Consider the following 22,557-nt stretch of genomic DNA (forward strand, 5'->3'; position numbering starts at 1 on the left):
CCGGAATGGACTTGAAGGATCGGGTACGCGAGCTGCGCGCCGAGGGCCGCTCCCCGAAAGAGATCGCCAAGGCGCTGAAGGTGTCGCCGTCCGTCGTGGCGCCGCTGGTGCGGGCCATCGCCTCGGAGGCCCCCGCCGCCGAGCCCGAGGTGGTCGGGTGCTGGGTCAACGTCGGCTGGAGCGCGGGGCTCACCGTCGACCCGGCCCGCGGATGGGTGGACGAGGCCCCCGGCGCCGGCCTGGGCGGTCTGGTGTGCGTGCTGGTCGCGCGGCGCCACACCTGGGACAGGATGACGGTGGCCGGCTTCCTCGCCGACGTCTACTGCCTCGGGGCGAAGAACGCGATCGGCCCCGACGTGCTCGACGACCGTGACCTGCGGCGCTTCCGCCAATACTTCTTCGGCGAGTACGCGGGCTTCCAGGAGGCGCCGATCGAGCTGGCCCGGAACCTGGTGTTCGGGTCCGTCGACTACGCGCGGACGCTCGGGTTCGAGCCGCACGAGGACTTCGCTCCGGCGGCCGACGTGCTGGGCAAGTGGGAGGGGGACGCGGCGATCACGTTCGGCCGTGACGGCAGGCCCTTCTACGCGCCGGGGCCGGACGACGACCCGGCGAGGGTGCTGCGGACGCTGCGGCGCACGCTCTCCGACGAGGACTTCGACTACGTCACCGAAGGCCCGTGACGCGCATCGTGATGTTGAGGCGGCCGGAGGCCAGGCCGGTGGCGGGATCGCCGGTGCCCGGACGGACCTTCGGCACGCCGTGGTAGGCGAAGCGCGACGGCCCGCCGAACACGAACAGATCGCCTGAGGCGAGTTCGACGTCGGTGTACGGCCGGCCGCGCGTCTCGGTGTTGCCGAAGCGGAACAGGCACCGGTCGCCGATGCTCAGCGACACCACTGGGGCGTCGGACTTCTCGTCCTTGTCCTGGTGCATGCCCATCCTGGCCTGGCCGTCGTAGAAGTTGATCAGGGCGGTGTCGGGTTCGTACGTGTCGCTGGGGCGTCCGTACGCGTCGGCCAGGGCGCGCCGCCCCAGCTCGCCCAGCCACGCGGGGAACTCGGCCACCTGCCGGCCGTTCACGTCGTGGGCGATGCGCGTGTACCGGTACGGCTGCCAGTGCCACCCCACGCACACCGTCTGGACCGACATCACGCCGCCCCTGGGCAGCACGGTGTGCCGGATCGGCACCGGCCCCGTGGCCCACTCGCGGCACGCCTCGACGAGGTGGCGCTGCTCGTCCAGCGTCAGCCAGCCGGGCACGTGTACCGCACCCGGCGCGATCTCCCGCCTCACGCCGTCTCCCGGCCCTTCCATGCCTGGTACGCCTCCGGCAAGCATCTCGAACACGGCCGGTACCCGGCCGCCACCGCGTCACCGGCGTCCGCGAAGAAGACCCGATGCCGGATATATCCCCCGCGGGCGATGGCGCGCAGCGCCGAGGGGCAGTCCAGCCGCCCGTACAGCCGGACCCCCCGATGCCCGCCCAGCGTGCCGGGCACCGCACTCGCGTACGGACGGCCGTCGGCCCCCACCAGCGTGTACGTCATTTCGCGTCGTGGAAGACGAGCCCCAGCGTATGCCGCAGCCCGGACCGGACGGTGCTCACCCCGTGCCGCACGGGGGAGGCCGACCAGCCCCGCGAGGAGCGCACGGGCCGGTCGCGCGTGGTGAAGATCAGCCCGTGCCCCTGCGGCAACAGCGTCACCGTCCCCCGCGACTGGGCCCGCGGCCGCTGCTCCACCAGCAGGAACTCGCCGCCGGTGTAGTCCTCGCCCGGCCGGTCCAGCCCGATCACGACCTGCAACGGGAACACCAGGTCACCGTAGAGGTCGCGGTGCAGCGCGTTCCAGTCGTCCCGCTTGTACCGCAGCAGGATGGGCGTCGGCCTGGTCTGCCCCGCTCTGTGGCACATGTCCAGCCACTCGTCGAAGTCGTCCGGCCACGGCGCCGGCTGGCCCAGCCTGGCCGCCCAGTCGCGGGCGATCGGCAGCAGCCGCGGGTAGAACGCCGCCCGCAACTTGTCCACCAGCGGCGGGAACGGCCGGCTGAAGTAGCGGTACTGCCCGGCGCCGAACCGGTGCCGCTCCATGTCGATCGTGGACCGGAACAGCCCGACCTCGTCGTACAGGCCGGCGATCTCCTTGCACTCCTCGGGGGTGAGCACCGGCGGCGTCAGCGCGCACCCGTACGAGTTGACCTCTTCCGCCAGTTTCGCCCAGTCCATCGTGACCTCCTTCGTCAGCTCCTCCGTCGTCTCCTTCGTCAGCTCTGCCGTCGTCTTCTCCGCCAGCTCCTCCGTTAGCTTCGCCGCGTTCATCCGACGGCGCTCCAGAGCTGCGGCTGCAGGGCGCCTTCGAGCGTGAGCAGCTCGTGCTTGCGCTCGATGCCGCCCGCGTACCCGGTCAGCGTGCCGTCCGCCCCGACGACGCGGTGGCAGGGCCGGACGACGAGCAGCGGGTTCGCACCGACGGCCGCGCCGACCGCGCGGATCCGCTCACGCGGCGCGCCCACCCGCGCGGCGAGCGCGCCGTAGGTCGTCGTGGTCCCGTACGGCAGCTCGTCCACGGCCTCCCACACCCGCTCCTGGAACGGGGTGCCGCGGGTGGCGAGCGGCAGGTCGAACGTGACCCGCTCGCCCGCGAAGTACTCGGCGAACTGCCGCTCGACCTCCTCGAACGCGGCCGGCTCCCACCGCAGACGAGCCCCTGCGCCCACGTCGAACGACACGCGCGTCAGCGCGGAGCCGTCACCGACGAGCAGGATCCGGCCCAACGGGCTTTCGATGATGCTGTGGATGTCCATACCTTCTTCAACACCGCCGAGCCCTCAAAGGTCAGCGGTTTTCGGACATCACAGCCCCTCCTCAACCCCACACCCCAGCCGCAGCCCCACCCCCCGCGCCCGCGCAGGACATGCCCCTCCACCGACGGACCTCGGCCGCCGCCTGTGGACGATCAAGCGATCATGGGCGTACGCTCGGTGACCATGGCCGAGTCGCGCGAACACACCTTCACCGGCACCACGGGCCTCAACACGGTCGGCGTATGGCCCCACGACCGGCCGCGCTACGTGGCCATCCTGATCCACGGGTACGGCGAGCACATCGGCCGCTACGAGTACGTGGCGGACCGGCTCGTCCGCCACGGCGCCGCCGTCTACGGCCTCGACCACATGGGCCACGGCAAGTCGGCGGGCGACCGGGTGCACATCGCGGACTTCGAGGACGTGGTCACCGACGTCTACTCCGTCGAGGAGCAGGCCAGGGACGACCACCCCGGCGTCCCCGTCGTGGTGATCGGCCACTCGATGGGCGGCATGATCGCGGCCCGCTACGCCCAGCGCTACGGCGACGGCCTGGCGGCGCTCGTGCTGTCAGGCCCGGTGATCGGCGAATGGGCGATCGTCCCGACCCTCCTGGCCTACGAGGAGCCCCCGGACGTCCCGATCGACCCGGCCACCCTCTCCCGCGACCTCTCGGTGGGCGCCGCGTACGCCGCCGACCCGCTGGTGTGGCATGGCCCGTTCAAGCGCACCACGCTGGAGGCGTTCGCCACGACCCTGGCCACGATCGCCAAGGGCGGCCGGCTCGGGCCCCTGCCCACGCTGTGGGTCCACGGGTCCGACGACGAGCTCGTCCCACTGAGCGGGAGCCGTCCGGGGGTCGAGGCGATCAAGGGTACGGACCTGACCGAACGGATCTACGAGGGCGCCAGGCACGAGGTCTTCAACGAGACCAACAAGGACGAGGTGCTGGACGACGTGACGGCCTTCATCGACCGGGCTATTTGACCGGCAGCCATACGTACCCCGAGCCCCGCGTACGGGTGAGCTCGATCTTCCAGCAGCCCCGCTTCGGAAAGACGAACCCCGTGCCCCACTCCTCGCCGGGTTTGTGCCAGCTCGACCCGCCGTGCTCCTCGGGCCCCCAGGCGAGCTTGGCCGGCGTACCGTCGGGCAGCGTCGCCTTGACCCGCAGCGGCCCTTCACCCGTCATCCGCCACACGATCTTGATCTCTTCACCGCGCGCCAGCGGCGGACCCGCCACGAACAGCAGCCCCCACAGCTCCGCCTCCCGCCCCACCCCCCGCACCTCGGGAAACCCTCCGGTGAAGAGCACCGAAGTCCCGTTGCACGCAGCCCTGGTAGCCGTCGCACTCGGACTTACGACACTCGGACTTACGGCACTCGGGCTTACAGGACTCGGGCTTATAGGACTGGGACCGACGGGACGGGGACTTACGGGACCCAGGACTGCCGACCGCGCCACGGACGCCACGGACGCCGGCTCGTGAACCTCAGCCGAACACCCGGCGGAGACCACCAGCAGCGTCACCATCATCAACCACTTCATGCAACCTGTACTCCGGCCGATCCCGGCAGGTTCCAGCCGGCGAGCCGGACTCGCACGAAGCATCGGCGACAACAGCCTGAAGCCTTGACGTGACCGGTTGGTCAGACCTTGCGCCAGCCCGGCACCCAGGCCCCGCCCTCCTCGACGACGTAGTCACCGAAGAGGGCAGGAGCTTCCTGGCGCATGAGCTCGCCGATGCGCTGGAACAGCAGGCGGATCTCCTCCTCCGCGCCGGCGGCGGTGCGGGCCTCGATCGTGTGCCGCAGCGTGCGCACGTTCGCGGTCCACACCAGCCCGGTCGCCACGCCCTCCGGGGCGAACCTGCGCATGAACGAGGTGCGGTGCTTCTTCTCCGAGAACGGCACGCCCTCCTCATCGAGCCCGAAGTGCTCGGCCATCCACAGCTGGAACTGCTCAAGCTGCTCCAGCACCGCCGTGGCCCGCTTCATCAGCTCGTCGTCCTCCCGTGCCCAGTCCGGGAACCAGAACGGCAGCTCGTCCAGCCGGACGAAACGCAGCGACTCCTGCGAGACGGCCACACCCGGGCGGTGCCGAACCAGCTCGTGGGTCAGCACCCGGCTGACGTTGTGGAGCACGAAGCTGAAGCTGACGTGCTCGAGGACCGAGCCGTGGGCGCTGGCCAGGATGTTGCGCAGGTAATCGTCCTGGTTCTCCCTGATCCTGACCACGTTGGGATTGAGGCCGGGCTCGAAGGAGCGGTAGCAGAGCCGACCGGCGAACTCGGCGAGGTTCTGCGCGTCGAGGTCGCCGCGATCGAGCCGCTCCAGCCAGCTCTCGCCGCCGACCTCGGCCAGGTAGCGGGCCAGCTCGTCGTAGTCCAGCGACGGACGGGCGACGATGAAGACCTCGGGTTCGACACTACGCATGAGAGAGCCCCCGCTCGGATCGGCTTTTGACGGCCCCAAGCCAACCAGCTCCTGCCGCTCGGCGCGAGTCGGTCGCCGCCCCCTGGACACTCCTCGCGGGCATCCCAAGTCCAAGTTCAGCCGGCGCCATGGTTCACGGCTTCGACCTCCCCGATCCCGCGACCGCTGAAGGTCTCGGGCCCCGCTCAGGCGAACGCGGGCTCCTCCGGCTTCTGTCGATGGGTCGCGTCGCCGATCCGTCATCGGCGGCCGCCTGCGCGAACGATCGTAGGGCGTGGACGGTGGCGTCGGGGATGGGCAGCGCGTCGAGATCGGCCCGAGCGAGGACGTCGGGTTGCGGAAACATCCTGGTGAGGCCGACTGGGGCGAGGCCGGGCACGACCGTGCCGAACCGGCCGGCGAGGTCACCCAGGATCGCCCGTGCCCGTGCGGCGTCCGCCACCCCGGCACGCACGATGTCATGCACGCCGACTTCGAACGGATCCCAGGAACCGCACGTCTTCGCAGGGTCGTCGAGGGCGAAGATGCGCCGGGCCCGGTGGACGTGGTGGATGAGTCCGTTGAGCCGGGGGAGATGGGCGACGAGCAGTAGTTCGGCAGGAGACCGCTGGGTGATCTCGATCATGCCGGGGTCCTGATCGATCAGGATGGTGCGCCGATAAGAGGTGGACGAGACCGCTTCGACAGTCGGTGTCGCGCGTGCGGCCAGGTGGGCCAGGGCGGCCGCGAAATCGAGTGACTTGTCATGAGTGAGCCGGAGGGCCAGTCCACCGTCGGCCTGGAGGCGGTCGGTGACCCGCCGCCGGGCCCGCAGCTCCCGCGGGGCGCCGTGGAAGGTGTCCGCGAGGACCCGGTTGAGCTGCCGAACGCTGCCGAAGCCCGCGGCGAAGGCAATGTCGGCTATGCGAAGGTCAGTGTCGTCGAGCAGCCGGCGGGCGAAGTGCGCGCGCCGGGAGCGGGCGAGCTGGTCGGGCGTGACCCCGGCATGCTGAAGAAACATGCGCCGCAGGTGACGTGGGGACACGCCGAGCCGACCGGCGAGACCGCTCTCCGTCGCCTCGTCCAGCGCTCCGTCGGCGATGAGTTCGACCCCGCGGCACACCAGCTCGGGCATGTCCGCGACGGCGGCCGATTCCTGCCGGTACGGGCGGCACCGATGGCAGGCGCGATACCCGGCCGCCTCCGCCGCGGCTGCGGACGGGTAGCGGGTGGTGTTCGCCGGGAGAGGGCGTCCCGGGCAGTCGTCCCGGCAGTAGATCCCGGTGGTCAGGACGGCGCCGACTGCGTTCACGCTTCCAGCATGGCATCCACCGGCCCGCCGGATCGGACGGATCCGGACCGGCTGCCAAGGCTGGCCGAATGTGACCAGATCTGCTGATCAGGGACCCGCGAGAATTCGGGCTCACCCATCTCCCCAAGGACATTCCATGAGCGCCGCATCGAACAAGCAACTCGTCATCGACGCCTGGCGGACCTTCGCCACGCGTGACGCCGGCCGGGTCCGCGACGTCTTCGCCCCTGACGCAGAGTGGCTCGCCCCTGCCGACAACGCGACCTCCCGCGCCATCGACGGAACACACCATCTCATCGGGCGGGACCGCATCGTGCGCTTCCTGACCGAGGAGTTCTCCACGGTCTTCGTCGACAACGTGTCCATCGAGTTCGGCGGCTTCCACGCCGACGGCGACACCGTGGTCGTCGAGCTGCGACTGCAGGCCACCCTTGCCCACGGCGGCCACTACGACAACGACTACTGCTTCATCTTCGAACTGGAGTCCGGTCTGGTCAAACGGGTCCGCGAATACATGGACACACAACGCGGCGCGGCATGGTTCCACTCACCCGCGAAGGCGAACCGACAGGACCGACCCGAAGCGCCCACCACCCACCACTAATCCGGAAGCCCAGGCCGGGGCCGGCGACGGCCGTAACCCCAAGGCCGGGGATGGCGACAGCCATAACCCAAGCCCGGGAGCGACGACGACCGTAACCCCAAGGCTGGCGGGGGCGACAGCCGTAACCTCCAAGGCCGGGGACGGCGACAGCCGTAACCCCCAAGCCCGGGAGCGACAGCCGTAACCCCAAGGCCGGGAGTGACGACGACCGTAACCTCAAGGCTGGCGGGGGCGACGGTCATAACCCCAGGCCCGGGGCGGCGACGCCGTAACCTCCAAGGCAGGGGCGGCGACGCCGTAACCTCCAAGGCCGGGGCGGCGACGCCGTAACCTCCAAGGCCGGGGATGGCGACAGCCATAACCCCCAGGCTGGCGGGGGCGACGCCGTAACCCAGAGGCCGGGGCAGCGACGGTCATAACCCCAAGGCCGGAGGCGACGACGGCCGTAAATCCTAGGCACATCGCCTCCAGCGGCGGATCGAGGTGCAGCTCGACCGCCCCCTGCGTGTATCCCAGGTAACTAGCCGCCGCCGTCGCCAGCCGCCCGTCGCCACGCCTGCTCGCGCAACCCGGCGGCCGTGGCCAGCCCGCCCTCCCTCTCCTGGAGAAAGGCCACGAACCGGCCACCGGATCCGAACGTGCCGCGCATGTCCTGCACGACGCCCTGCATACCCCGCCTGACCAGCATCGCGGCAGGTGCCCTGGCGCCAAGCTTGTGCCTGTGGTGCTCGTACGGAGTCCGTACGAGCACCACAGGCAGCGGCCACGCACCGCGCAGTCAGCAGCGGTCGGCGAGGAGCATCACACCATCGGGAATCGGAACGCGCAGGTCGTAAGCGCCTTCGCTATTGGGCGTCGTGGCGTCGAGCAATCAAAGGAACCGGTTGCGCGGTCCACGGAGCAGGCAACCCAAGGCACATCTCCCCTTCAGCCCGACCCCCACGCCTACGTGGGGGCCGATGACTTTCCCCGGGCACGCGGGTCTGCATATGAGAGGAGGCGATATGTGCGATCAAGAAAAGGCACTGGCCGCGGGGGTTGCGCTGCTGGAACGGGCGATCGACTACGCGCTGGGCAGCCTCCGCGTCGTCACCCCGGCCACCCTGTGCCGTCCCACTCCCTGCGCTGACTGGAACCTCCAGCACCTGCTCGACCACCTGGCCGACTCACTCCAAACCCTGAACGACGCCGCCTCCGGCCACATCCCCCCAGCACCGCCACAAATGCTGGGCATTCCGGCCCCAACATCCAGACCACCCAACCCACGCCCATCGCCCGCTCGGGCCCCCCAAAGGCCGACCACCCCCGCACCAGGCAACGGCAGTGGCGCTCCCTCACCGCGCAGCCTTCGCAGGCACACGGCACCCGCATCCGGCGGCACAGACCCCGCCTCCTTGCGCTCCGGCCTTCGTGGGCCGGCTGCATCCACGTCGGGCGGAGGGGATGGCGCCTCTTCGGGCACTGGCCTTTGCGGGTCGGCTGGATCCGCGTTGGGGGGAGGGGGCGGCGCCTCTTCGGGCGCTGATCTTCGTGGGTTGGCCGGATCGGCGTCGGAGGGAGGAGAGAGCGCCCCTTCGGGTACTGCTCTTCGTGGGGCGGCCGCATCCGCGACCGGAGGAGGAGAGAGAGCCCCTTCGAGCTCTGATGTCTGCGCGGTGGGTGCGTCCGCGACCGGAGAGGGAGACGGCACCGCTCTGTGCTTCAGCGGCTTTGCGCCGTGGAGGGAAGGATGCGGGGCCAACCCGGCCCTCTTTCTCAGGGACCGCGCCACAGAGGTGCTGGGTGTGTGGGTGGGCGCGGTTAACCATCCCGGCATGGTCTCCATAAGCGACCGCCACCTGACCGCCCCCATGGTGGCCGCCGCGGGTGCGATCGAGATTGCCGTGCACGGGTGGGACGTGGCCAGAGCCTGCGGTGAGCAGCACCCGATCCCCGCCCTCATGGCCGAGGAACTGCTGGACCTGGCCCAACTGTTCGTCACGGACGTTGACCGGCCGCACAGGTTCGCCCCGCGGAGGACCCCGGCCCCGTTCGCCTCAGCCCAGGACCACCTTCTGGCCTATCTCGGCCGTGACCCGAACTGGCCAACGGCCCTCTGACCAGCTCAACAATCCCAACCTCAAAGACAGAACAATCAGCCCATCCAGCATTTCTCGCTCACACGCCGTACGATCATCCTGTACCGCAACCACGTCGGGGATACCGACCACAGAGCCCAGCACATGTCCGGCCGGTCGTCAGCGGGCGGCGACACCCGATCGCCGTGACCCGGCCGACCAACGTGGTGGCGACGACCGTTCTTCGTGCGGCCGTCGCCACCACCACGCCTCGCGCTTCCCGCACAATGCGAACGCACGCCTGAGGCCTGCATCCGGGCCCGGGCTGCGACCGGGGCCGGGGCCGGGGCGTGGCGGGGCCTAGGGTCGTGGCCGCGATCCACGTCTGGGGTCCGCGACGGCGTCCAGGGATCATGAGCCCGCGCCTCAAGGCATGCTCCTAGCCCATGTTTCTGCCTGCTCTCTCAGCCCTCGGTCTCGGGTTCCCGCCCTCGGGTTCCCGCCCTCGGGTTCCCGCCCTCGGGTTCCCGCCCTCGGGTTCCCGCCCTCGGGTTCCCGCCCTCCGGTTTCCGGTCTCGGTCCTCTGCCCCGGTCACTGGCCTCGGTCCTCGGTCCTCGGTCCTCGTCGCCGGTTCCCAGCTCTCCTATCTCGGTGCCCGGTCTCGGTCCAGCCCAAGTTCCCGATCTCGCCATCTCGTCTCGCCGACCCCGCCTGGGTTCTTTCGTCTCGCGTCCCCGGTCTCGGCCCGGTCCATCGGGCCCCGTCTCGGTCCTTCCGCCTCGCGTCCCCGGTCTCGGCCCGGTGCATCGGCCCCGGTCTCGGTCCTCCCGACTCGCGTCCCGTCTCAGCCCCCTGCCTCACCCCTTTCTCGGCCCCGTCCGGGCCCCCGGGTTCGGCACTCGCGCCTCCGCCCCTGTGTAGTCGTACGCCTGGGTTGGTGCTTCAATCCCTGGCGTCGGGTGTCGGGTGTCGGGTGTCGGGTGTCGGGTGTCGGGTGTCGGGTGTCGGGTGTCGGGTGTCGGGCGGTTAGGTGTCGGCCTGGAGGACCTCCAGGACCTGTTCGCCGTACTTCGCCAGTTTGTTTTCTCCGACACCGTTGATCTGGCTCAGCTCCGGCAGTGAGGACGGTCGGGCGGTGGCGATTTCTCTCAGGGTCGCGTCGTGGAAGATGACGTACGCGGGTACACCCTGTTCCTTCGCGGTGGCGCCCCGCCACGAGCGGAGGCGCTCGAAGAGTGGGGCGGCTTCGGCGGACAGCTCGGCCACCGCCTGGGCTTTCGATGAGGTGGCGACCTTGGCTCGGGCGGGGCGCAGGGTGTCGCGGCGCAGCAGCACCTCGCGCTGTCCTCGTAGCACCGACGCGCTGTCGTCCGTGAGGACCAGGGCTCCGTAGTCGGACTCGACGGCCAGCAGTCCCTGCGCCAGCAGTTGCCGCACCACGCCGTGCCACTCCGCGTTGCCCAGGTCAGCGCCCACGCCGAACACGGTCAGCGTCTCGTGGCCGTGTTGCAGCACCTTGGCGGTCTTCTTGCCGAGCAGGATGTCGACCACCTGCCCCACCCCGAACTTCTGCCGCCGCTCGCGCGCCAGCCGCAGCACCGTCGACAGCACCTTCTGGGCGGGGACGGTGCCGTCCCAGGATTCGGGCGGATTCTGGCAGGTGTCGCAGTTTCCGCATGGTTCGGCGCCCTTCTGGCCGAAGTAGTCGAGCAGCATCACCCGCCGGCACCCCACGGTCTCGCACAGCGCGAGCATGGAGTCGAGGTGGACCACCTGGCGGCGGCGGTGGGCCTCGTCGCCTTCCATGGCCATCCGCCGGTGCTGGACGACGTCCTGGAGGCCGTACGCCATCCACACCGTGGCCGGGAGGCCGTCGCGGCCCGCGCGCCCGGTCTCCTGGTAGTAGCCCTCGACCGACTTGGGCAGGTCGAGATGGGCGACGAAGCGTACGTCGGGCTTGTCGATGCCCATGCCGAACGCGATCGTGGCCACCACGATCAGCCCCTCTTCGCGCAGGAAGCGGGACTGGTGGGTGGCGCGGGTGCGGGCGTCGAGACCCGCGTGGTACGGCACGGCGGCGATGCCGTTGTCGACCAGGAACTCGGCGATCTTCTCGACCGAGGAGCGCGACATGCAGTAGACGATGCCGGAATCGCCGGGATGTTCGGTGCGCAGGAACTCCAGCAACTGCCGCTTGGGCTCGCTCTTGGGCGTGATGCGGTAGTGGATGTTGGGCCGGTCGAAGCTGGCGACGAAGTGGCGGGCCTCGCTCAGGCCGAGTCTTGAGGAGATCTCGGCGTGCGTGGCCGGGGTGGCCGTGGCGGTCAGCGCGATGCGCGGCACGTCGGGCCAGCGCTCGTGCAGCGTGGAAAGCTCGAGGTAGTCGGGCCGGAAGTCGTGCCCCCACTGCGCCACACAGTGGGCCTCGTCGATGGCGAACACCGAGATCTCGCCCTTGGCCAGCAGCCGCAGCGTGGCGTCCACGCGCAGCCGCTCGGGGGCGAGGTAGAGGAGGTCGAGCTCGCCGGCCAGGAACTCCGACTCGACCAGCTGCCGCTCGTCGAAGTCCTGCGTCGAGTTGAGGAACCCCGCGCGTACGCCGAGCGCCCGCAGCGCGTCGACCTGGTCCTGCATCAACGCGATCAGGGGTGAGATGACGACCCCCACGCCGCGGCGCACCAGGGCGGGGATCTGGTAGCAGAGTGATTTGCCGCCGCCGGTGGGCATGAGCACGAGCGCGTCGCCGCCGGCCACGACATGGTCGATGATCTCCTGCTGCCCCGCCCTGAACGAGTCGTAGCCGAATACGCGGTGCAGAACGTCGGTGGGGGTATCCATGTGGCTACCTTACGTGTTCGCGGGTGAGCGTTTCGTGAGTTCCGCCGACGGCGATCGGGGGCTCCAACGCGCTCGCCTTGGCATCCCCCAGTCTGCCCGACGGTGATCGGTCCGTGAGCCCCACTCTTTCCACTCCGGCGGCGCTACGCCGTCCCGTTCGCGTCGCCGTCGCGCTCCGGTCCAGGGTGAGGAGGGCTGGGGTCCTTCAAGGGTCCCATTGAGGGAGGGGAGGGGAGGGGAGGGGACGGGTCCTTCGAGGAGGGGCTGAGGTCCTTAAGGGCTCCCGTGGGGCAGAGGCGCTGAGGTCCTTCGATGGGGGGAGGAGGGCTGGCGCCCGTCAAGGCGGGGAGGTGGGCTCAAGGTCCCGCAAGGGGGAACGGCGGGCAGGATGCTCCGTGCGATTGGGGATCAGGGCGGATTGTGGCTTGGCGTGGCGAGGGTTGGCGCCGGTGGCCGCGCAGGGTCAGGGCTGCTCGGTTGGAGGAGTGAGGTGTTTAGGCGATGGCGAGGGAGGGTTGACCGGCGGTGGCTGGTCACGGTGAGGCTGGTGGGTTGGAGGAGTGAGGTGTTTAGGCGATGGCGAGGGAGGGTTGATCGGCGGTGGCTGGTCACGGTGAGGCTGGTGGGTTGGAGCAGCGAGGTGTTTAGGCGATGGCTGGGCGAGGGGCGAAGGCGGTGGCTGGTCCCGGTGAGGCCGCTGGGGTTGGGGAAGTGAGGGTGGTTAGGGGATGGCGGGGCGAGGGTCTCGACGGGGTGGCTGGGCGCGGTGAGGGCGCTGGGCTGGGGGAGCGGGGGCTGGGGTTAGGCGGTGGCGGGGGCGGGGTGGGTGTTGCGGTGGTAGGCGATCAGGGAGAGGGCGCCCAGGGCGCAGGCGGCCGCCACCGCTCCCATCACCGCCGGATACCCCACGACCTGCGCGATCCCGGCCGCCAGCAGGGGCGCGACGGCCTTGGCGGTCGTGATGGGCAGCGCGAGTGCCCCGCTCAGTGACGCGTACGCTCCCGTGCCGTAGCGGTCGGCCAGAAGCGCCGGCCGGGCGATCGTGCCCACGCCGAACCCCAACCCGAACAGCACCACCCCCGCCACCGCCCCGGCCGGGCTCCGGCCGACCAGCGGCAGCAGCACCGCCGCCAACCCCTGCACCCCGAACATCACCGCGGTGATCAAGGCCACCGACCAGCGGCCCTGCAGGCCCGTGGTGACGAGTCGGCCCGTGACCGACAGCACCCCGAGCAGGCCCGCGACGGCGGCGGCGAAGACGGGAGCGTGGCCGAGGGTGATCAGGTACGTGACCAGCAGGACGCCCATGACCGACACCGCGCCGGTCTGGGTCAGGAAGGCCGCCGCCAGCAGCCAGAAGGGACGTTCGCGCAGGGCCGCCCCGACGACCTCGCGCCGGTTCACGTGCGGGGGCGCGGCCCGGCTCCGTACGGCCAGGGCGTGCAGCGGCACCGAGGTCAGGGCGTAGCCGGCGGCCAGGATGACCAGGGCCTGGCGCCACCCGTACAGGTCCACGAGGAAGCCCGTCAGCGGCAGGAAGATACTGGACGCGAAGCCCGCCACGACGGTTACCGCGAGTAACGCCCGCGCCCGCCGGGTCGCGTCGAACCAGGCCACGATCACGGCGAAGGCCGCCTCGTACAGCACCATCGCCGACGCCACGCCCAGCACGCCGCAGACCAGGTACAACTGCGCCACGGTACGCACCTGAGACCACGCCAGCACCGCGAGCCCGCCCAGCACCGACCCGAGGGTCATGAGCCCGCGCCCGCCGTGCCGGTCGAGCCAGCGGCCGATGAGCGGCGCCGCGACCCCGGACACCAGCACGGCCAGCGTGATCGCTCCGGTCAGCTGCGCGACCCCGGCGTGGAGGTCGCGGGACATGGGTGGGATGAACACCGAAAACGCGTAATAAAGCACGCCATATCCGGCGGTTTGCGTGATCGAGAGAGCGCCGATCATCCACATGGGGGACTTCGGCACGGTGGCGTCGATCACTCCAGGATCGTTCCCGTTCACCAGTCAGAAATACGGTGATAAATGTCACTTCGCCCGGTCAGGAATAGCGCACCGTGAAAGCGGAATAGCGTCGAGTCATGACCTTTTCCTATGTGGTGACCGGCGGCGGGCGTGGCATCGGAAAGGCCGTGGTCGAACGGCTCCTCGGCGAGCAGGACACCGTGGTGGCCGTCGAACGCGACCCCGACGCCCTCGCCTGGGCCGGCCCTCGAGTCATCCCGCTGATCGGCGACGCGGCCGACGAGGAGGTCGCCGCCTGGGCCGCCGACCTGGCCCAGGAGGCGGGCGTCCTGCGCGGCTGGGTGAACAACGCCGCCGTGTTCCGCGACGCCTCCGTACACATGTCCCCGATCGCCGAGGTCAGAGCCCTGATCGCGGCCAATCTCGACCTCGCCGTGGTGGGCTGTGCCACCGCCGTACGCCACTTCCTCGCGGCCGGTACGCCCGGCGCCGTCGTCAACGTCACCTCCCACCAGGCCACCAGGGCGGTGCCCGGCAGCCTCCCCTACTCGACCGCCAAGGCCGCCACCGAGGGCCTGACCAGGGCGCTGGCCGTGGAGTACGGCAGGCACGGGATCAGGGTCAACGCCGTGGCCCCTGGCTCCGTGGCCACCGAACGGTATGAGGCGTTCCTGGAGGCGCAGCCGCCGCAGGCGCGGCAGGCCGTCGAGGAGCAGCTGGCCACGCTGCATCCCCTCGGCCGGGTCGCGACGCCCGCCGAGGTGGCCTCCGTCGTGGCGCACCTCCTCTCGGACGAGGCGGCGTTCGTGAACGGCGCCACCATCCCCGTGGACGGCGGCCGTACGGTGCTGGGACTCGATCCCGAAGCTCGGGAATGAAAACCGTTGCCACCTGGTTGTGCAGGCCATGAAGAAGAACCTGCACCCCGCGTACGGCCCCGTCGTCTTCCGTGACCCGAGCGTCGGGTTCGCGTTCCTTACGCGCTCGACCCTCACCAGCGACAGGACGATCGAGTGGGAGGACGGCAGGACGTACCCGGTCGTCGACGTGGACGTCTCGTCCGCCAGCCACCCCTTCTACACCGGCCGCGGCCGCATCCTCGACACCGCGGGCCGCGTCGAGCGCTTCAACCAGCGCTACGCGAACCGCCGCAAGTGACGGGTGGCCCCGCGGGCACGGGTGTGCCCGCGGGGGAAGCCGCGCCGGTCCGCCAGTGGGGGCATGCCTGCGCTACTGCTGGGTAAAAGGTGGTCACCGGCGTCGGAGCAGTGGTGATGGCGATGAGTCTCTCTGGGAAGGAACGCCGCATTCTCGCTGAGATCGAGGAGGCCCTCGAGCGAGAGGACCCCGAGCTGGCCAGGCGCGTCGCGGCGATCAACAAGATCGAATCGGACGGGGACTTCCCCCGGGCGTACGGTGATCGCCTGCGCAGGTGGGTGCTAGCGCACGTCTGGATGATCTTCACGGCCGGCGCGCTCGTGATCTTCCTGCTCCTGCTCGCCGTACTGACCACCTGAGAGCAAGCCTCGCCGTACTGACCACCTGAGACCGAGCAGTCAGCGCCGCCGGCGCAGCAGCGCCAGGTCGGCGGCGGCCACGACGGCCACCACGGCGGCGATCGCGGCCTCCCAGCGCCAGACCTCCGCCCCCGTGTTCGCGGCGAGCACCGCGAAGAGCACCGCCGCCGCCATCCCCAGCACCAGCGCGACCAGCGACAGGATCCGCCGGGCGCGCAGCGGGCTGCGTGCGGTCACCGGCTCCGTGCCCGCCCGGTTACGCAGCCACATGGTCTGTCCCCTTTCCGTACGGTCAGGCGAGGCACCTCAGGGCCGCGACGACGCGCGGGTCGATCCCGTGCGACGCGGGCAGCCGCCCCACCGTGGCCTCCACGAACTCGGGGTACGACAGCGAGGCCGTGACCCCGTCCACGGCGGCCCAGATCTCGTCGGCCGTCTGCTCCACCTGCACCTTGGCCTCCTGCTCGGCCAGCACGAACCGCCCCACCGCCACCCGCCACAGCGTCCGCCCGTCGGCCTCGGCCTCGGGGACGGGCGCGCCGACGTCGTCGGCGTGGGTGGCGTACTCGGAGTCGTAGTGGAAGGCCTGCCGGCCGCACGGGTAGGGGCCGGCCATGGTGTCGATCAGCCCGCCGGGGCCGAGCTCGCGCATGCGGCGGCGCGTCTCGCCGTTCTGGGCCCGCCATTCCTCCAGCACTTCCGCCACGGGCCGGTCGCGCCGCTGCCGCACCGACCACTCGTTGAAGTCGTTGTAGCCGGACACACCGGCCGTGGAGAGCCCGGTCAGCAGGTCCTGCACGGTCCCGTCGAGGCAGGCGTGGTTGTACAGCTCCTCGCCCGCCAGGTGGCCCAGCACGTCGCGCACCGACCATCCCTCGCACCGGGACGGCCGCCGCCAGCCGGCCTCGTCGAGCCCGCTGAAGAACCGGTCGAGCCGGGCGGCCTCCGCGTCGAAGATGTCGAACGGATTGAAGTGTTTGAGCAGCTCGTCGGCCATACTCCGGACGCTACCCGCTACGTGCCCGCTTTCACGGCCATCGATCCGACGGCGGACCTGACCCGGTCGTACTCGCCGGCGCAGGAGGGCGCCCGCTCGGGCGGGACCCAGCCGCCCTGGGCGATCCGGTCGTATTTGCCGGGGTCGGCGCCGTACAGGAGGCAGGCGAACGTGGCCGATTCGGGCGGCCCCGACAGATGGTCGATGCCGGAGTGGCCGGCGAGCAGGTGGCGGGCCTCGGCGGCGGCCACCACGCGCTTGGGCGCGTCGGAGGCGAGCGTCAGCGCCGCGAACTGGTCGGCCTGCTCCTCGCTGTCGGCCAGGCCGTTCAGCGTGGCCAGGGCGTGGCCGAGCTGGTGGTGGAAGAGCACGGACAGCGCGCCGTCCATGCGGGCGGACCTGGTACGGGCGTCGGTCTCCTCGGTCTCGGAGATGCCGTCCATCACGCGGCGCACCTTGTCCACGAGCTGGTAGCAGATGGTGATCCGGCGCTCCTCCTGGTCCCAGGCGGCATCCGCCGCGTCGCAGTCACGGGCGACGACCTTGACCGGCGCGGGCAGCCGGATCCGGGTCTTGAGCGCGTCGCCGTCCTTGAGGAGCTCCCTGGCCTGCTCGGCGCTCGGCGAGCCCGGCCGCTCGTAGCGTACGGACAGTTCGGATGAAGGCGCCGCCCCCAGCGTGCTCGTCATACTCAGGACGAGGGCGATGAGGGGATGCGGCATACGAGGCTCCTTCGGGGGTCGGTAGATCCACGCAATGCGACTGTCCATGCGCGCAAAGCGTGATCCCTAAACCTGAGGGCCCCCGAAAAGCCCGAAGGCCCGGCCCCTGGGAAGGGACCGGGCCTCCGTCCTATGGATTAACGACGCCACCAGCTGCCGTAGACCCGCACGGAGTCCGTGCGGCTCTTGGCACCGTCGAGCTCGTCGTTGCCGTCGAACACGGCGCGGAAGGTGCCGCTCTTGTAGGCGCGGGTCTCGGCGTAGAACTTGCCGCCCCACTTGGTCTTGGCGGAGGCGACCCACTTCCAGCCGCTGGAGCCGTTGGCGCGGAAGTAGACGTTCACCTTCTCGCCGCGGACGCCCTCCCAGCCGTCGTCATCCACCTGGAGACGGCCGGAGAACTCGATCGTACGACCCTTGCGGATCTTGTACGGGTCGGCGGAGAAGCGCGAGATACGAGTCTCGGACTTGCTCTTCTCGAGCTCGACCGAGAAGAACGCCGTGTCCGTCGCGATCTGCTTGCCGGCAGAGTCGAAGGCTACAGCGGTGGCCTGCCACTTGCCCTGAGGGTCGCCCTCGGTGAAGCCGACGGCGAAGCGCCAGCCCTCGAGGTCCTTGACGTCCTTGGCGCGGAGCGTGCGGGCGCCCTCGGGCGCCACGCTGAGCTCGACCTTCTTGACGTCGGAGCTGGCCCCGATGTCGAAGTACGCGGTCGTCTCGGAGCCGGGCTCCACCACGACCGGATTAGGGTCGATGTCGCGGATCTTGAGCTGGGTGTCCACCTTGGTGGCCGCCGAAGCAGTGCTCGCGCCCGACATCAGCATGGCCCCGCCCACAAGGGCGGAAACGATACCAAGTGCGATCTTTCTCATGAGGGTGCTGATTCCTCTCCCCGTATTGACTTGGAGCCGGCTCGGGGTGGCCGACCCCTTTACTACTTTGAGCCATGAGAAGGGGAAAAGGTTGGCTAAAGTTACAGAAAATATTTGATCACGCTGATCACCAGCGGTTATGCGAGGAAAGTACTTGACCGGCTACAGTCTGGCGCATGACCGACGTCTACACGCTCGGCGAGCCCTTGGGAGTCGTCTCCAGCGGCCGGGTTCGCCACGAGAGCGAAGCCCGGCTGGACGTGTGCGGGCCCGAGTTCACCCTGGCCATCGCGCTGGCCAGGCTCGGGCACCGCAGTGCGTACCTGGGCAAGGTGGGCGATGACGAGCTGGGCGCGAGGGCGCTCACCGCGCTCAGGGGCGAGGGCGTGGACGTCACGGACATGCGCGTGTCCGAGGGGCTGCGCACGGGGCTGATCCTCAGGGAGTCCCGCGTCGGCCGCTCACTGAAAGTGACGCAGTACCGCGCGGGCTCGGCGGGCTCGCGGCTCACTCCGGGCAACGTGCCGATCGACCGGATCGCGGCGTCGAAGATGCTCCACGTGACCGGGCTCACGGCGGGCCTCGGCCGGGACGCGCTCGACGCGGTGCGCACCGCCGTGAGCGCCGCGAAGAACGCCGGGGTGATGATCTCCTTCTCCGTCGACTACGTGCCCGAGCTGTGGCCGTCGGTGCGCGAGGCCGAGGAGGTGCTGGGCGAGCTGGCCTGCGAATCGCACCTGCTCTTCCTCCGCCAGGACGAGCTCGACCTGGTCAAGCCCGCACTCACGCCGGAGCGCGAGGTCGTGGTGGACCGCGGCGCCAAGGGCGCGAGCGTGCGCGCCGACCGGATGCGCTACGACGTGCCGGGCTGGCAGGTCCCCATCGTGGACACGGCCGGCGCGGGGGAGGCGTTCGCGGCCGGTTACATCAGCGCCGCGCTCGACGGCCTCATCCCCCAGGAGCGCCTGCACCGCGGGGCGCTGTTGAGCGCCGCCGCGGTGACCAGCGTCAGCGACTGGCAGGGGTTGCCCACCAGGTCAGACCTCTAGTTCGTGGTCAGCGTGAAGGTCGAGGTCGTGTTCTTGATGTTCTGGTAGTTGTTGCTGAACTTCAGGTTGTTGATCGTGGCCGACCCGACGGCCGGGCCCTGCCCCGGCTCGGGCAGCTCGTTCACCCAGATGCCGAACCCGGACTTGGCGTCGAAGGCGTCGCCGCTCTTCTGCGCCCCGCTGATCGAGACGTTCGTGAGGATCGTGTCCTTGACCGGGTTCAGCGGCGCGCTGCCGGAGTAGCCGGTCTGGAACATGATCCCGCTGTACGTCGGGTCCACGATGTCCAGGTTGTTGACGCGGATGCCCTGGAACACCTTGGAGGAGGAGAACAGCCACAGCGCCGGGAACGTCTGCTGCCCCCAGAAGTGCCCGCCCGCCCGGACCAGCGAGATGTTGTCGAACGTCGTCGGCGGGCTGGCGCCGAACCCGTTCATCGGGATCCCGAAGTCCAGCGAGCTGATCGTGACGCCCGGGTAGGTCAGCGTGTCCGCGACGTAGATGTTCCTGAAGGTGTTGTCGTAGCCGCCGTACACGGCCACGCCCGCGGCCCGCCAGGTGAGCAGCGAGGTCAGGTTCTCGAAGACGTTGCCGGTCTGCTCGCCGGGGTTGTTGTCGGTGGCCGAGAACAGCGCGAAGCTGTCGTCGCCGGTGGCCCTGGCCTCGACGTTGGTGACGTGGTTGCCGGTGCTGCCGTTGGTCATGTTCAGGCCGTCGGCGAACAGGTTGCGGATCCGCGAGTTCCTGATCGTGATGTTGTCCGTGTTCGTGCCCCAGTAGAGGCAGATCTGGTGCTCGGCCCAGACGTTGTCGATCGTCATGTTGGCCACGTTCGAGAAGTCGAAGACCTTGCCGGGGCCGTCGATGCGCGAGGTGTAGTTGCCGAAGTAGGCGAAGTTCGCGAACGTCGAGCCGTTGGCCGAGGACTCCGTGCGGAAGCCCACGTCGGTGTTGTCCTGGCCGGTGGGGGAGTAGAACCTGGTGAACCAGGGGCCCGCGCCGACGATCTTGACGGCCTTGCCGTACACCTGGAACTTGCCCGAGGTCTGGTAGTCGCCCTGCGGCAGGTAGACGCCGGTCAGATTGGCGTCCATGCGGGCCTTGTCGAGCGCGTTCTGCACGTCCTGGTGGGTGAAACCGGTCGGTACGGCGTACTTCGCCGGGTCCGGGTTCGCGACCGGGGTCGCCTGCTCGAAGTCCACGAAGTCGATCGCGTACGTCTGGGTGTTGGCCACGTCCTTCTGCAGCCTGATCGTGCTGCCCTTGGGCACGGTGGCGCCGAGGAGCACGTTCGCCTCGTCGTAGATGTGCCTGGGCGGTCCAGAGCCGGGGGAGTTGGTGGGACTGGCCTCGGCGCCGTAGAGCCAGGCGTAGCGGGAGGTCAGGTTGACGGCCTTGAGGAACGAGCCGTTGACGTAGACGTTCAGGGTCGAGCTGAGCCCGCCGCCGCCCGCCGCGTCGGGCATGGAGAAGCGGGTGACCAGGGTGTTCGTGTCCGCCCTGGTGGTGAACTCGACGTACGCGCCGGTCTGGTTGAGCGTCACCGCGCGCCGCCCGGACGCCTCGCCGGCGATCGTGCCGATGTCCCTGCTCGGGCCCACGCGCGTGGCCCCGCCGCCGATCACGGCGTCCTCGGCCTCGTACGTGTCGTACGGCATGTTCGCGCCGCGGCCCACGAACAGCGGCAGCTCGCTGGTGTTGTTGGCGCGCTTGACGGGCAGCTCGTTGGCGTCGTCGGCGAGCACCGTCTTCACCGTGTATTTGCCGTTGGCCGCGGTCCACGTGCCCAGGCTCACCGGGCTCGTGGTCGCGCCCGCCGCGATGGCGCCGGCGGTCGAGCCGGTCAGGGTCTTGACGACGGTGCCGGAGCCGTTCGTGACGGTGAGCGTGATGCCGTGGGAGCCGCCGCTGGAGGCCACCGTGCCCTGGTTCTTGATCGCCACCGAGAACGTCACCGTGTTGCCCGCGGCCGGATTGCCCGGCGTCCAGGCGACGGGGGAGGCGATCAGGTCGGCCGTGTCGACCGGCTTCACGGTCAGGGTGCCGGTGGCGGTGTTGTTGGCCTCGTTCAGCTCGACGACCTTGCCGTCCTCGTCCACCTTGGCGGACAGCGGGTAGGTCCCGGCGTCCCTGGCGCCGATGTTCGCGGACACGGTGGCCGACGCCCCCGCGGCCAGCGCGCCCACGTTCGCGCTGCCGACCTTGGTGGTGCCCGCGTAGAAGTTCACGGAGGTCGCGGCGGCGGCCGCGGTGCCCGCGTTCCTGACCGTGGCCGACAGCGTGACCGCGTCGGTCTCGACCGGCGCGGCCGGGGACGACGAGAGATCGCCCACGGTCAGGTCGGGATTGGCCGACGGGGTGCCGAAGATCTGGAACTCGGCCACCTGCCCGCCCGGCGCGCCCGAGTTGGCGGTGATCTGCAGCCGGACGTCGGCGGCCTTACCGGTCACCGGGATCGTCACGGAGTTGCCGGTGGCCGGGTCGAAGGTGTAGACGGCCTGTGCGACCAGGGTGCTGAAGGCGCTCGCGCTCTGCTCCCGGCCCAGCACCTGGATGGTCTGGGTCCGCCTGGCCCAGGCGGGGTCGGGGTTGAGCTTGAGGGTGATCGAGCTCAGGTCGGCGTTGGCGCCGAGCTGCACGGTCAGCGTGCCGGGGTAGGCCGCGCCCTCCCAGTACGTCTGCAGGTTGTCGTCGTTGGCGTTGGCGGCCACGTACGTGTGGGTGTGCGAGGACTCGGTGATCGCCTTGCCGAGCGCCAGGTTGGCGCCGCCCGGCGGCGGGTTGTCCGGCGCGCTGCCCCACACCTCGAACTCGGAGAGCTGGCCCGCGGGCCAGCCGGTGTTCGCGGTGATCTGCAGCCGGACGTAGCGGGCGGTCGTGGGGGCGAAGGTGATCGTCGCGGTCGGGTTGAAGGTGTACGTCGCCGAGGCGACGATCGTGCTGAAGGGGGAGCCGGTCGTGCTGCCCTGGACGGTCAGCGTCTGGGTACGGCTCGGCCAGCCGGACGGCAGCTTCAGCACGAGCTTGTTGACGCTCGCGCTGACGCCGAGGTCGACCTGGACCCATTGCGGGAAGGCGTTGTTGGCCGACTCCCAGTAGGTGGCCTGGTTGCCGTCGGTCACGTTGGGGGCGGCGTAGACGTCGGTGGAGCTGCTCGCGGTGGCGGTCCTGCCGGCCGCGAGGTTGGTGTCGGCCGCCGCGTAGGCGGGTGTGGCCAGGAATCCGAGGACTAACGTAAGGGCGGCTAAGAGTGCTCTCATGGGGGTGGCCCTTCCGGGTAGGACGGATGGCCGAACCATAGGATGTCGAGCAGATAGCCGCAATATTTCGACGAGATTTCGCAAACAGTTGACTGACAGGAAGTGCCGCCCGCGGTCTTCCCTTGCTG

The 22,557-nt window shown here is 70.0% G+C and carries 23 protein-coding genes and 1 pseudogene; 9 read left to right on the top strand and 15 right to left on the bottom strand.

The features are described from left to right. The first annotated feature begins 5 nt into the window (after positions 1–5). Positions 6–683, top strand: coding sequence for a helix-turn-helix domain-containing protein (locus tag H4W80_RS43945; RefSeq protein WP_225963988.1), 678 nt, complete (start codon positions 6–8; stop codon positions 681–683). Here the strand turns inward: H4W80_RS43945 and H4W80_RS43950 are convergent. Genes H4W80_RS43950 through H4W80_RS43965 form a run of 4 tightly spaced genes read right to left on the bottom strand, consistent with a single transcriptional unit; the run spans position 667 to position 2,805 of the window. After that, a complete protein-coding gene (locus H4W80_RS43950) occupies positions 667–1,317 on the bottom strand; it encodes an alpha-ketoglutarate-dependent dioxygenase AlkB family protein (RefSeq protein WP_192790473.1) in 651 nt (216 codons plus the stop codon). The genes H4W80_RS43945 and H4W80_RS43950 overlap by 17 nt on opposite strands. Continuing rightward, positions 1,293–1,550 (bottom strand): Ada metal-binding domain-containing protein, encoded by a 258-nt coding sequence (locus H4W80_RS43955; protein ID WP_192790474.1) that lies wholly within the window; start codon positions 1,548–1,550, stop codon positions 1,293–1,295. Before H4W80_RS43955 ends, H4W80_RS43950 begins: the two co-directional genes overlap by 25 nt. After that, entirely contained in the window at positions 1,547–2,320 is a 774-nt protein-coding gene (locus H4W80_RS43960) for a 2OG-Fe(II) oxygenase (protein ID WP_225963989.1), read from the bottom strand. The genes H4W80_RS43955 and H4W80_RS43960 overlap by 4 nt, the downstream gene beginning before the upstream one ends. Continuing rightward, on the bottom strand, positions 2,317–2,805 hold the full coding sequence (locus H4W80_RS43965) for a methylated-DNA--[protein]-cysteine S-methyltransferase (RefSeq protein WP_192790475.1): 489 nt from the start codon (positions 2,803–2,805) through the stop codon (positions 2,317–2,319). Before H4W80_RS43965 ends, H4W80_RS43960 begins: the two co-directional genes overlap by 4 nt. A 183-nt stretch (positions 2,806–2,988) precedes the next feature. Between H4W80_RS43965 and H4W80_RS43970 the strand changes: the two genes are divergently transcribed. After that, positions 2,989–3,792: an alpha/beta hydrolase gene (locus H4W80_RS43970; protein ID WP_192794087.1), complete on the top strand. Its 804-nt coding sequence runs from the start codon at positions 2,989–2,991 to the stop codon at positions 3,790–3,792. Here the strand turns inward: H4W80_RS43970 and H4W80_RS43975 are convergent. The 3 genes from H4W80_RS43975 to H4W80_RS43985 form a co-directional block, all read right to left on the bottom strand. Beyond that, positions 3,785–4,120, bottom strand: a complete 336-nt coding sequence (locus H4W80_RS43975; protein WP_192790476.1) for a hypothetical protein — start codon at positions 4,118–4,120, stop codon at positions 3,785–3,787. The genes H4W80_RS43970 and H4W80_RS43975 overlap by 8 nt on opposite strands. 335 nt (positions 4,121–4,455) lie before the next feature. After that, entirely contained in the window at positions 4,456–5,241 is a 786-nt protein-coding gene (gene thyX, locus H4W80_RS43980) for an FAD-dependent thymidylate synthase (RefSeq protein WP_192790477.1), read from the bottom strand. A 133-nt stretch (positions 5,242–5,374) separates the two neighbouring features. Continuing rightward, positions 5,375–6,532, bottom strand: coding sequence for a helix-turn-helix domain-containing protein (locus H4W80_RS43985; RefSeq protein WP_192790478.1), 1,158 nt, complete (start codon positions 6,530–6,532; stop codon positions 5,375–5,377). A gap of 136 nt (positions 6,533–6,668) precedes the next feature. On the opposite strand from H4W80_RS43985, the gene H4W80_RS43990 reads away from it, so the two are divergent. After that, positions 6,669–7,136 (top strand): nuclear transport factor 2 family protein, encoded by a 468-nt coding sequence (locus H4W80_RS43990; protein ID WP_192790479.1) that lies wholly within the window; start codon positions 6,669–6,671, stop codon positions 7,134–7,136. A 520-nt stretch (positions 7,137–7,656) separates the two neighbouring features. On the opposite strand, the gene H4W80_RS61760 is transcribed toward H4W80_RS43990, so the two are convergent. Beyond that, entirely contained in the window at positions 7,657–7,890 is a 234-nt protein-coding gene (locus H4W80_RS61760) for a CocE/NonD family hydrolase (RefSeq protein WP_318787334.1), read from the bottom strand. A 250-nt stretch (positions 7,891–8,140) separates the two neighbouring features. On the opposite strand from H4W80_RS61760, the pseudogene H4W80_RS64785 reads away from it, so the two are divergent. Both H4W80_RS64785 and H4W80_RS44005 read left to right on the top strand, forming a co-directional pair. Continuing rightward, positions 8,141–8,344, top strand: a pseudogene (locus tag H4W80_RS64785) (maleylpyruvate isomerase N-terminal domain-containing protein); the annotation flags it as partial. A 606-nt stretch (positions 8,345–8,950) separates the two neighbouring features. Continuing rightward, entirely contained in the window at positions 8,951–9,235 is a 285-nt protein-coding gene (locus tag H4W80_RS44005; RefSeq protein ID WP_192794454.1) for a DinB family protein, read from the top strand. Between the two features lie 985 nt (positions 9,236–10,220). On the opposite strand, the gene recQ is transcribed toward H4W80_RS44005, so the two are convergent. Both recQ and H4W80_RS44015 read right to left on the bottom strand, forming a co-directional pair. Next, positions 10,221–12,032, bottom strand: coding sequence for a DNA helicase RecQ (recQ, locus tag H4W80_RS44010; protein WP_192790480.1), 1,812 nt, complete (start codon positions 12,030–12,032; stop codon positions 10,221–10,223). A gap of 801 nt (positions 12,033–12,833) precedes the next feature. Further along, entirely contained in the window at positions 12,834–14,000 is a 1,167-nt protein-coding gene (locus tag H4W80_RS44015; protein WP_318787644.1) for an MFS transporter, read from the bottom strand. 128 nt (positions 14,001–14,128) lie between these two features. Here H4W80_RS44015 and H4W80_RS44020 point away from each other — a divergent pair, with 128 nt between their 5' ends. The 3 genes from H4W80_RS44020 (at position 14,129) to H4W80_RS44030 (ending at position 15,529) form a co-directional block, all read left to right on the top strand. After that, positions 14,129–14,890: an SDR family NAD(P)-dependent oxidoreductase gene (locus tag H4W80_RS44020; RefSeq protein WP_192790481.1), complete on the top strand. Its 762-nt coding sequence runs from the start codon at positions 14,129–14,131 to the stop codon at positions 14,888–14,890. A gap of 28 nt (positions 14,891–14,918) precedes the next feature. Further along, the gene (locus tag H4W80_RS44025) at positions 14,919–15,170 is read left to right on the top strand and encodes a type B 50S ribosomal protein L31 (protein ID WP_192790482.1); all 252 of its coding nucleotides are present in this window, start codon (positions 14,919–14,921) and stop codon (positions 15,168–15,170) included. A gap of 122 nt (positions 15,171–15,292) precedes the next feature. After that, positions 15,293–15,529 (top strand): DUF3040 domain-containing protein, encoded by a 237-nt coding sequence (locus H4W80_RS44030; protein WP_192790483.1) that lies wholly within the window; start codon positions 15,293–15,295, stop codon positions 15,527–15,529. 39 nt (positions 15,530–15,568) lie between these two features. Here the strand turns inward: H4W80_RS44030 and H4W80_RS44035 are convergent, their stop codons facing one another. The 4 genes from H4W80_RS44035 to H4W80_RS44050 form a co-directional block, all read right to left on the bottom strand. Continuing rightward, positions 15,569–15,799: a DUF6343 family protein gene (locus H4W80_RS44035; protein ID WP_192790484.1), complete on the bottom strand. Its 231-nt coding sequence runs from the start codon at positions 15,797–15,799 to the stop codon at positions 15,569–15,571. Positions 15,800–15,821: 22 nt separating this feature from the next. Then, positions 15,822–16,526 (bottom strand): maleylpyruvate isomerase family mycothiol-dependent enzyme, encoded by a 705-nt coding sequence (locus tag H4W80_RS44040; RefSeq protein WP_192790485.1) that lies wholly within the window; start codon positions 16,524–16,526, stop codon positions 15,822–15,824. A gap of 17 nt (positions 16,527–16,543) precedes the next feature. Further along, a complete protein-coding gene (locus H4W80_RS44045; RefSeq protein WP_192790486.1) occupies positions 16,544–17,248 on the bottom strand; it encodes a DUF4344 domain-containing metallopeptidase in 705 nt (234 codons plus the stop codon). Positions 17,249–17,385: 137 nt separating this feature from the next. Next, positions 17,386–18,084 carry a hypothetical protein gene (locus H4W80_RS44050; protein ID WP_192790487.1) on the bottom strand — a complete coding sequence of 233 codons (699 nt, stop codon included), beginning with the start codon at positions 18,082–18,084 and terminating at the stop codon, positions 17,386–17,388. A gap of 212 nt (positions 18,085–18,296) precedes the next feature. On the opposite strand from H4W80_RS44050, the gene H4W80_RS44055 reads away from it, so the two are divergent. Continuing rightward, positions 18,297–19,169, top strand: a complete 873-nt coding sequence (locus H4W80_RS44055) for a sugar kinase (RefSeq protein WP_192790488.1) — start codon at positions 18,297–18,299, stop codon at positions 19,167–19,169. On the opposite strand, the gene H4W80_RS44060 is transcribed toward H4W80_RS44055, so the two are convergent. After that, positions 19,166–22,429 (bottom strand): discoidin domain-containing protein, encoded by a 3,264-nt coding sequence (locus H4W80_RS44060; protein ID WP_192790489.1) that lies wholly within the window; start codon positions 22,427–22,429, stop codon positions 19,166–19,168. The two genes, H4W80_RS44055 and H4W80_RS44060, sit on opposite strands and share 4 nt — an antisense overlap. Positions 22,430–22,557: the final 128 nt, after the last annotated feature.

This window comes from Nonomuraea angiospora (assembly GCF_014873145.1).
In the GTDB taxonomy this organism is placed as follows: domain Bacteria; phylum Actinomycetota; class Actinomycetes; order Streptosporangiales; family Streptosporangiaceae; genus Nonomuraea; species Nonomuraea angiospora.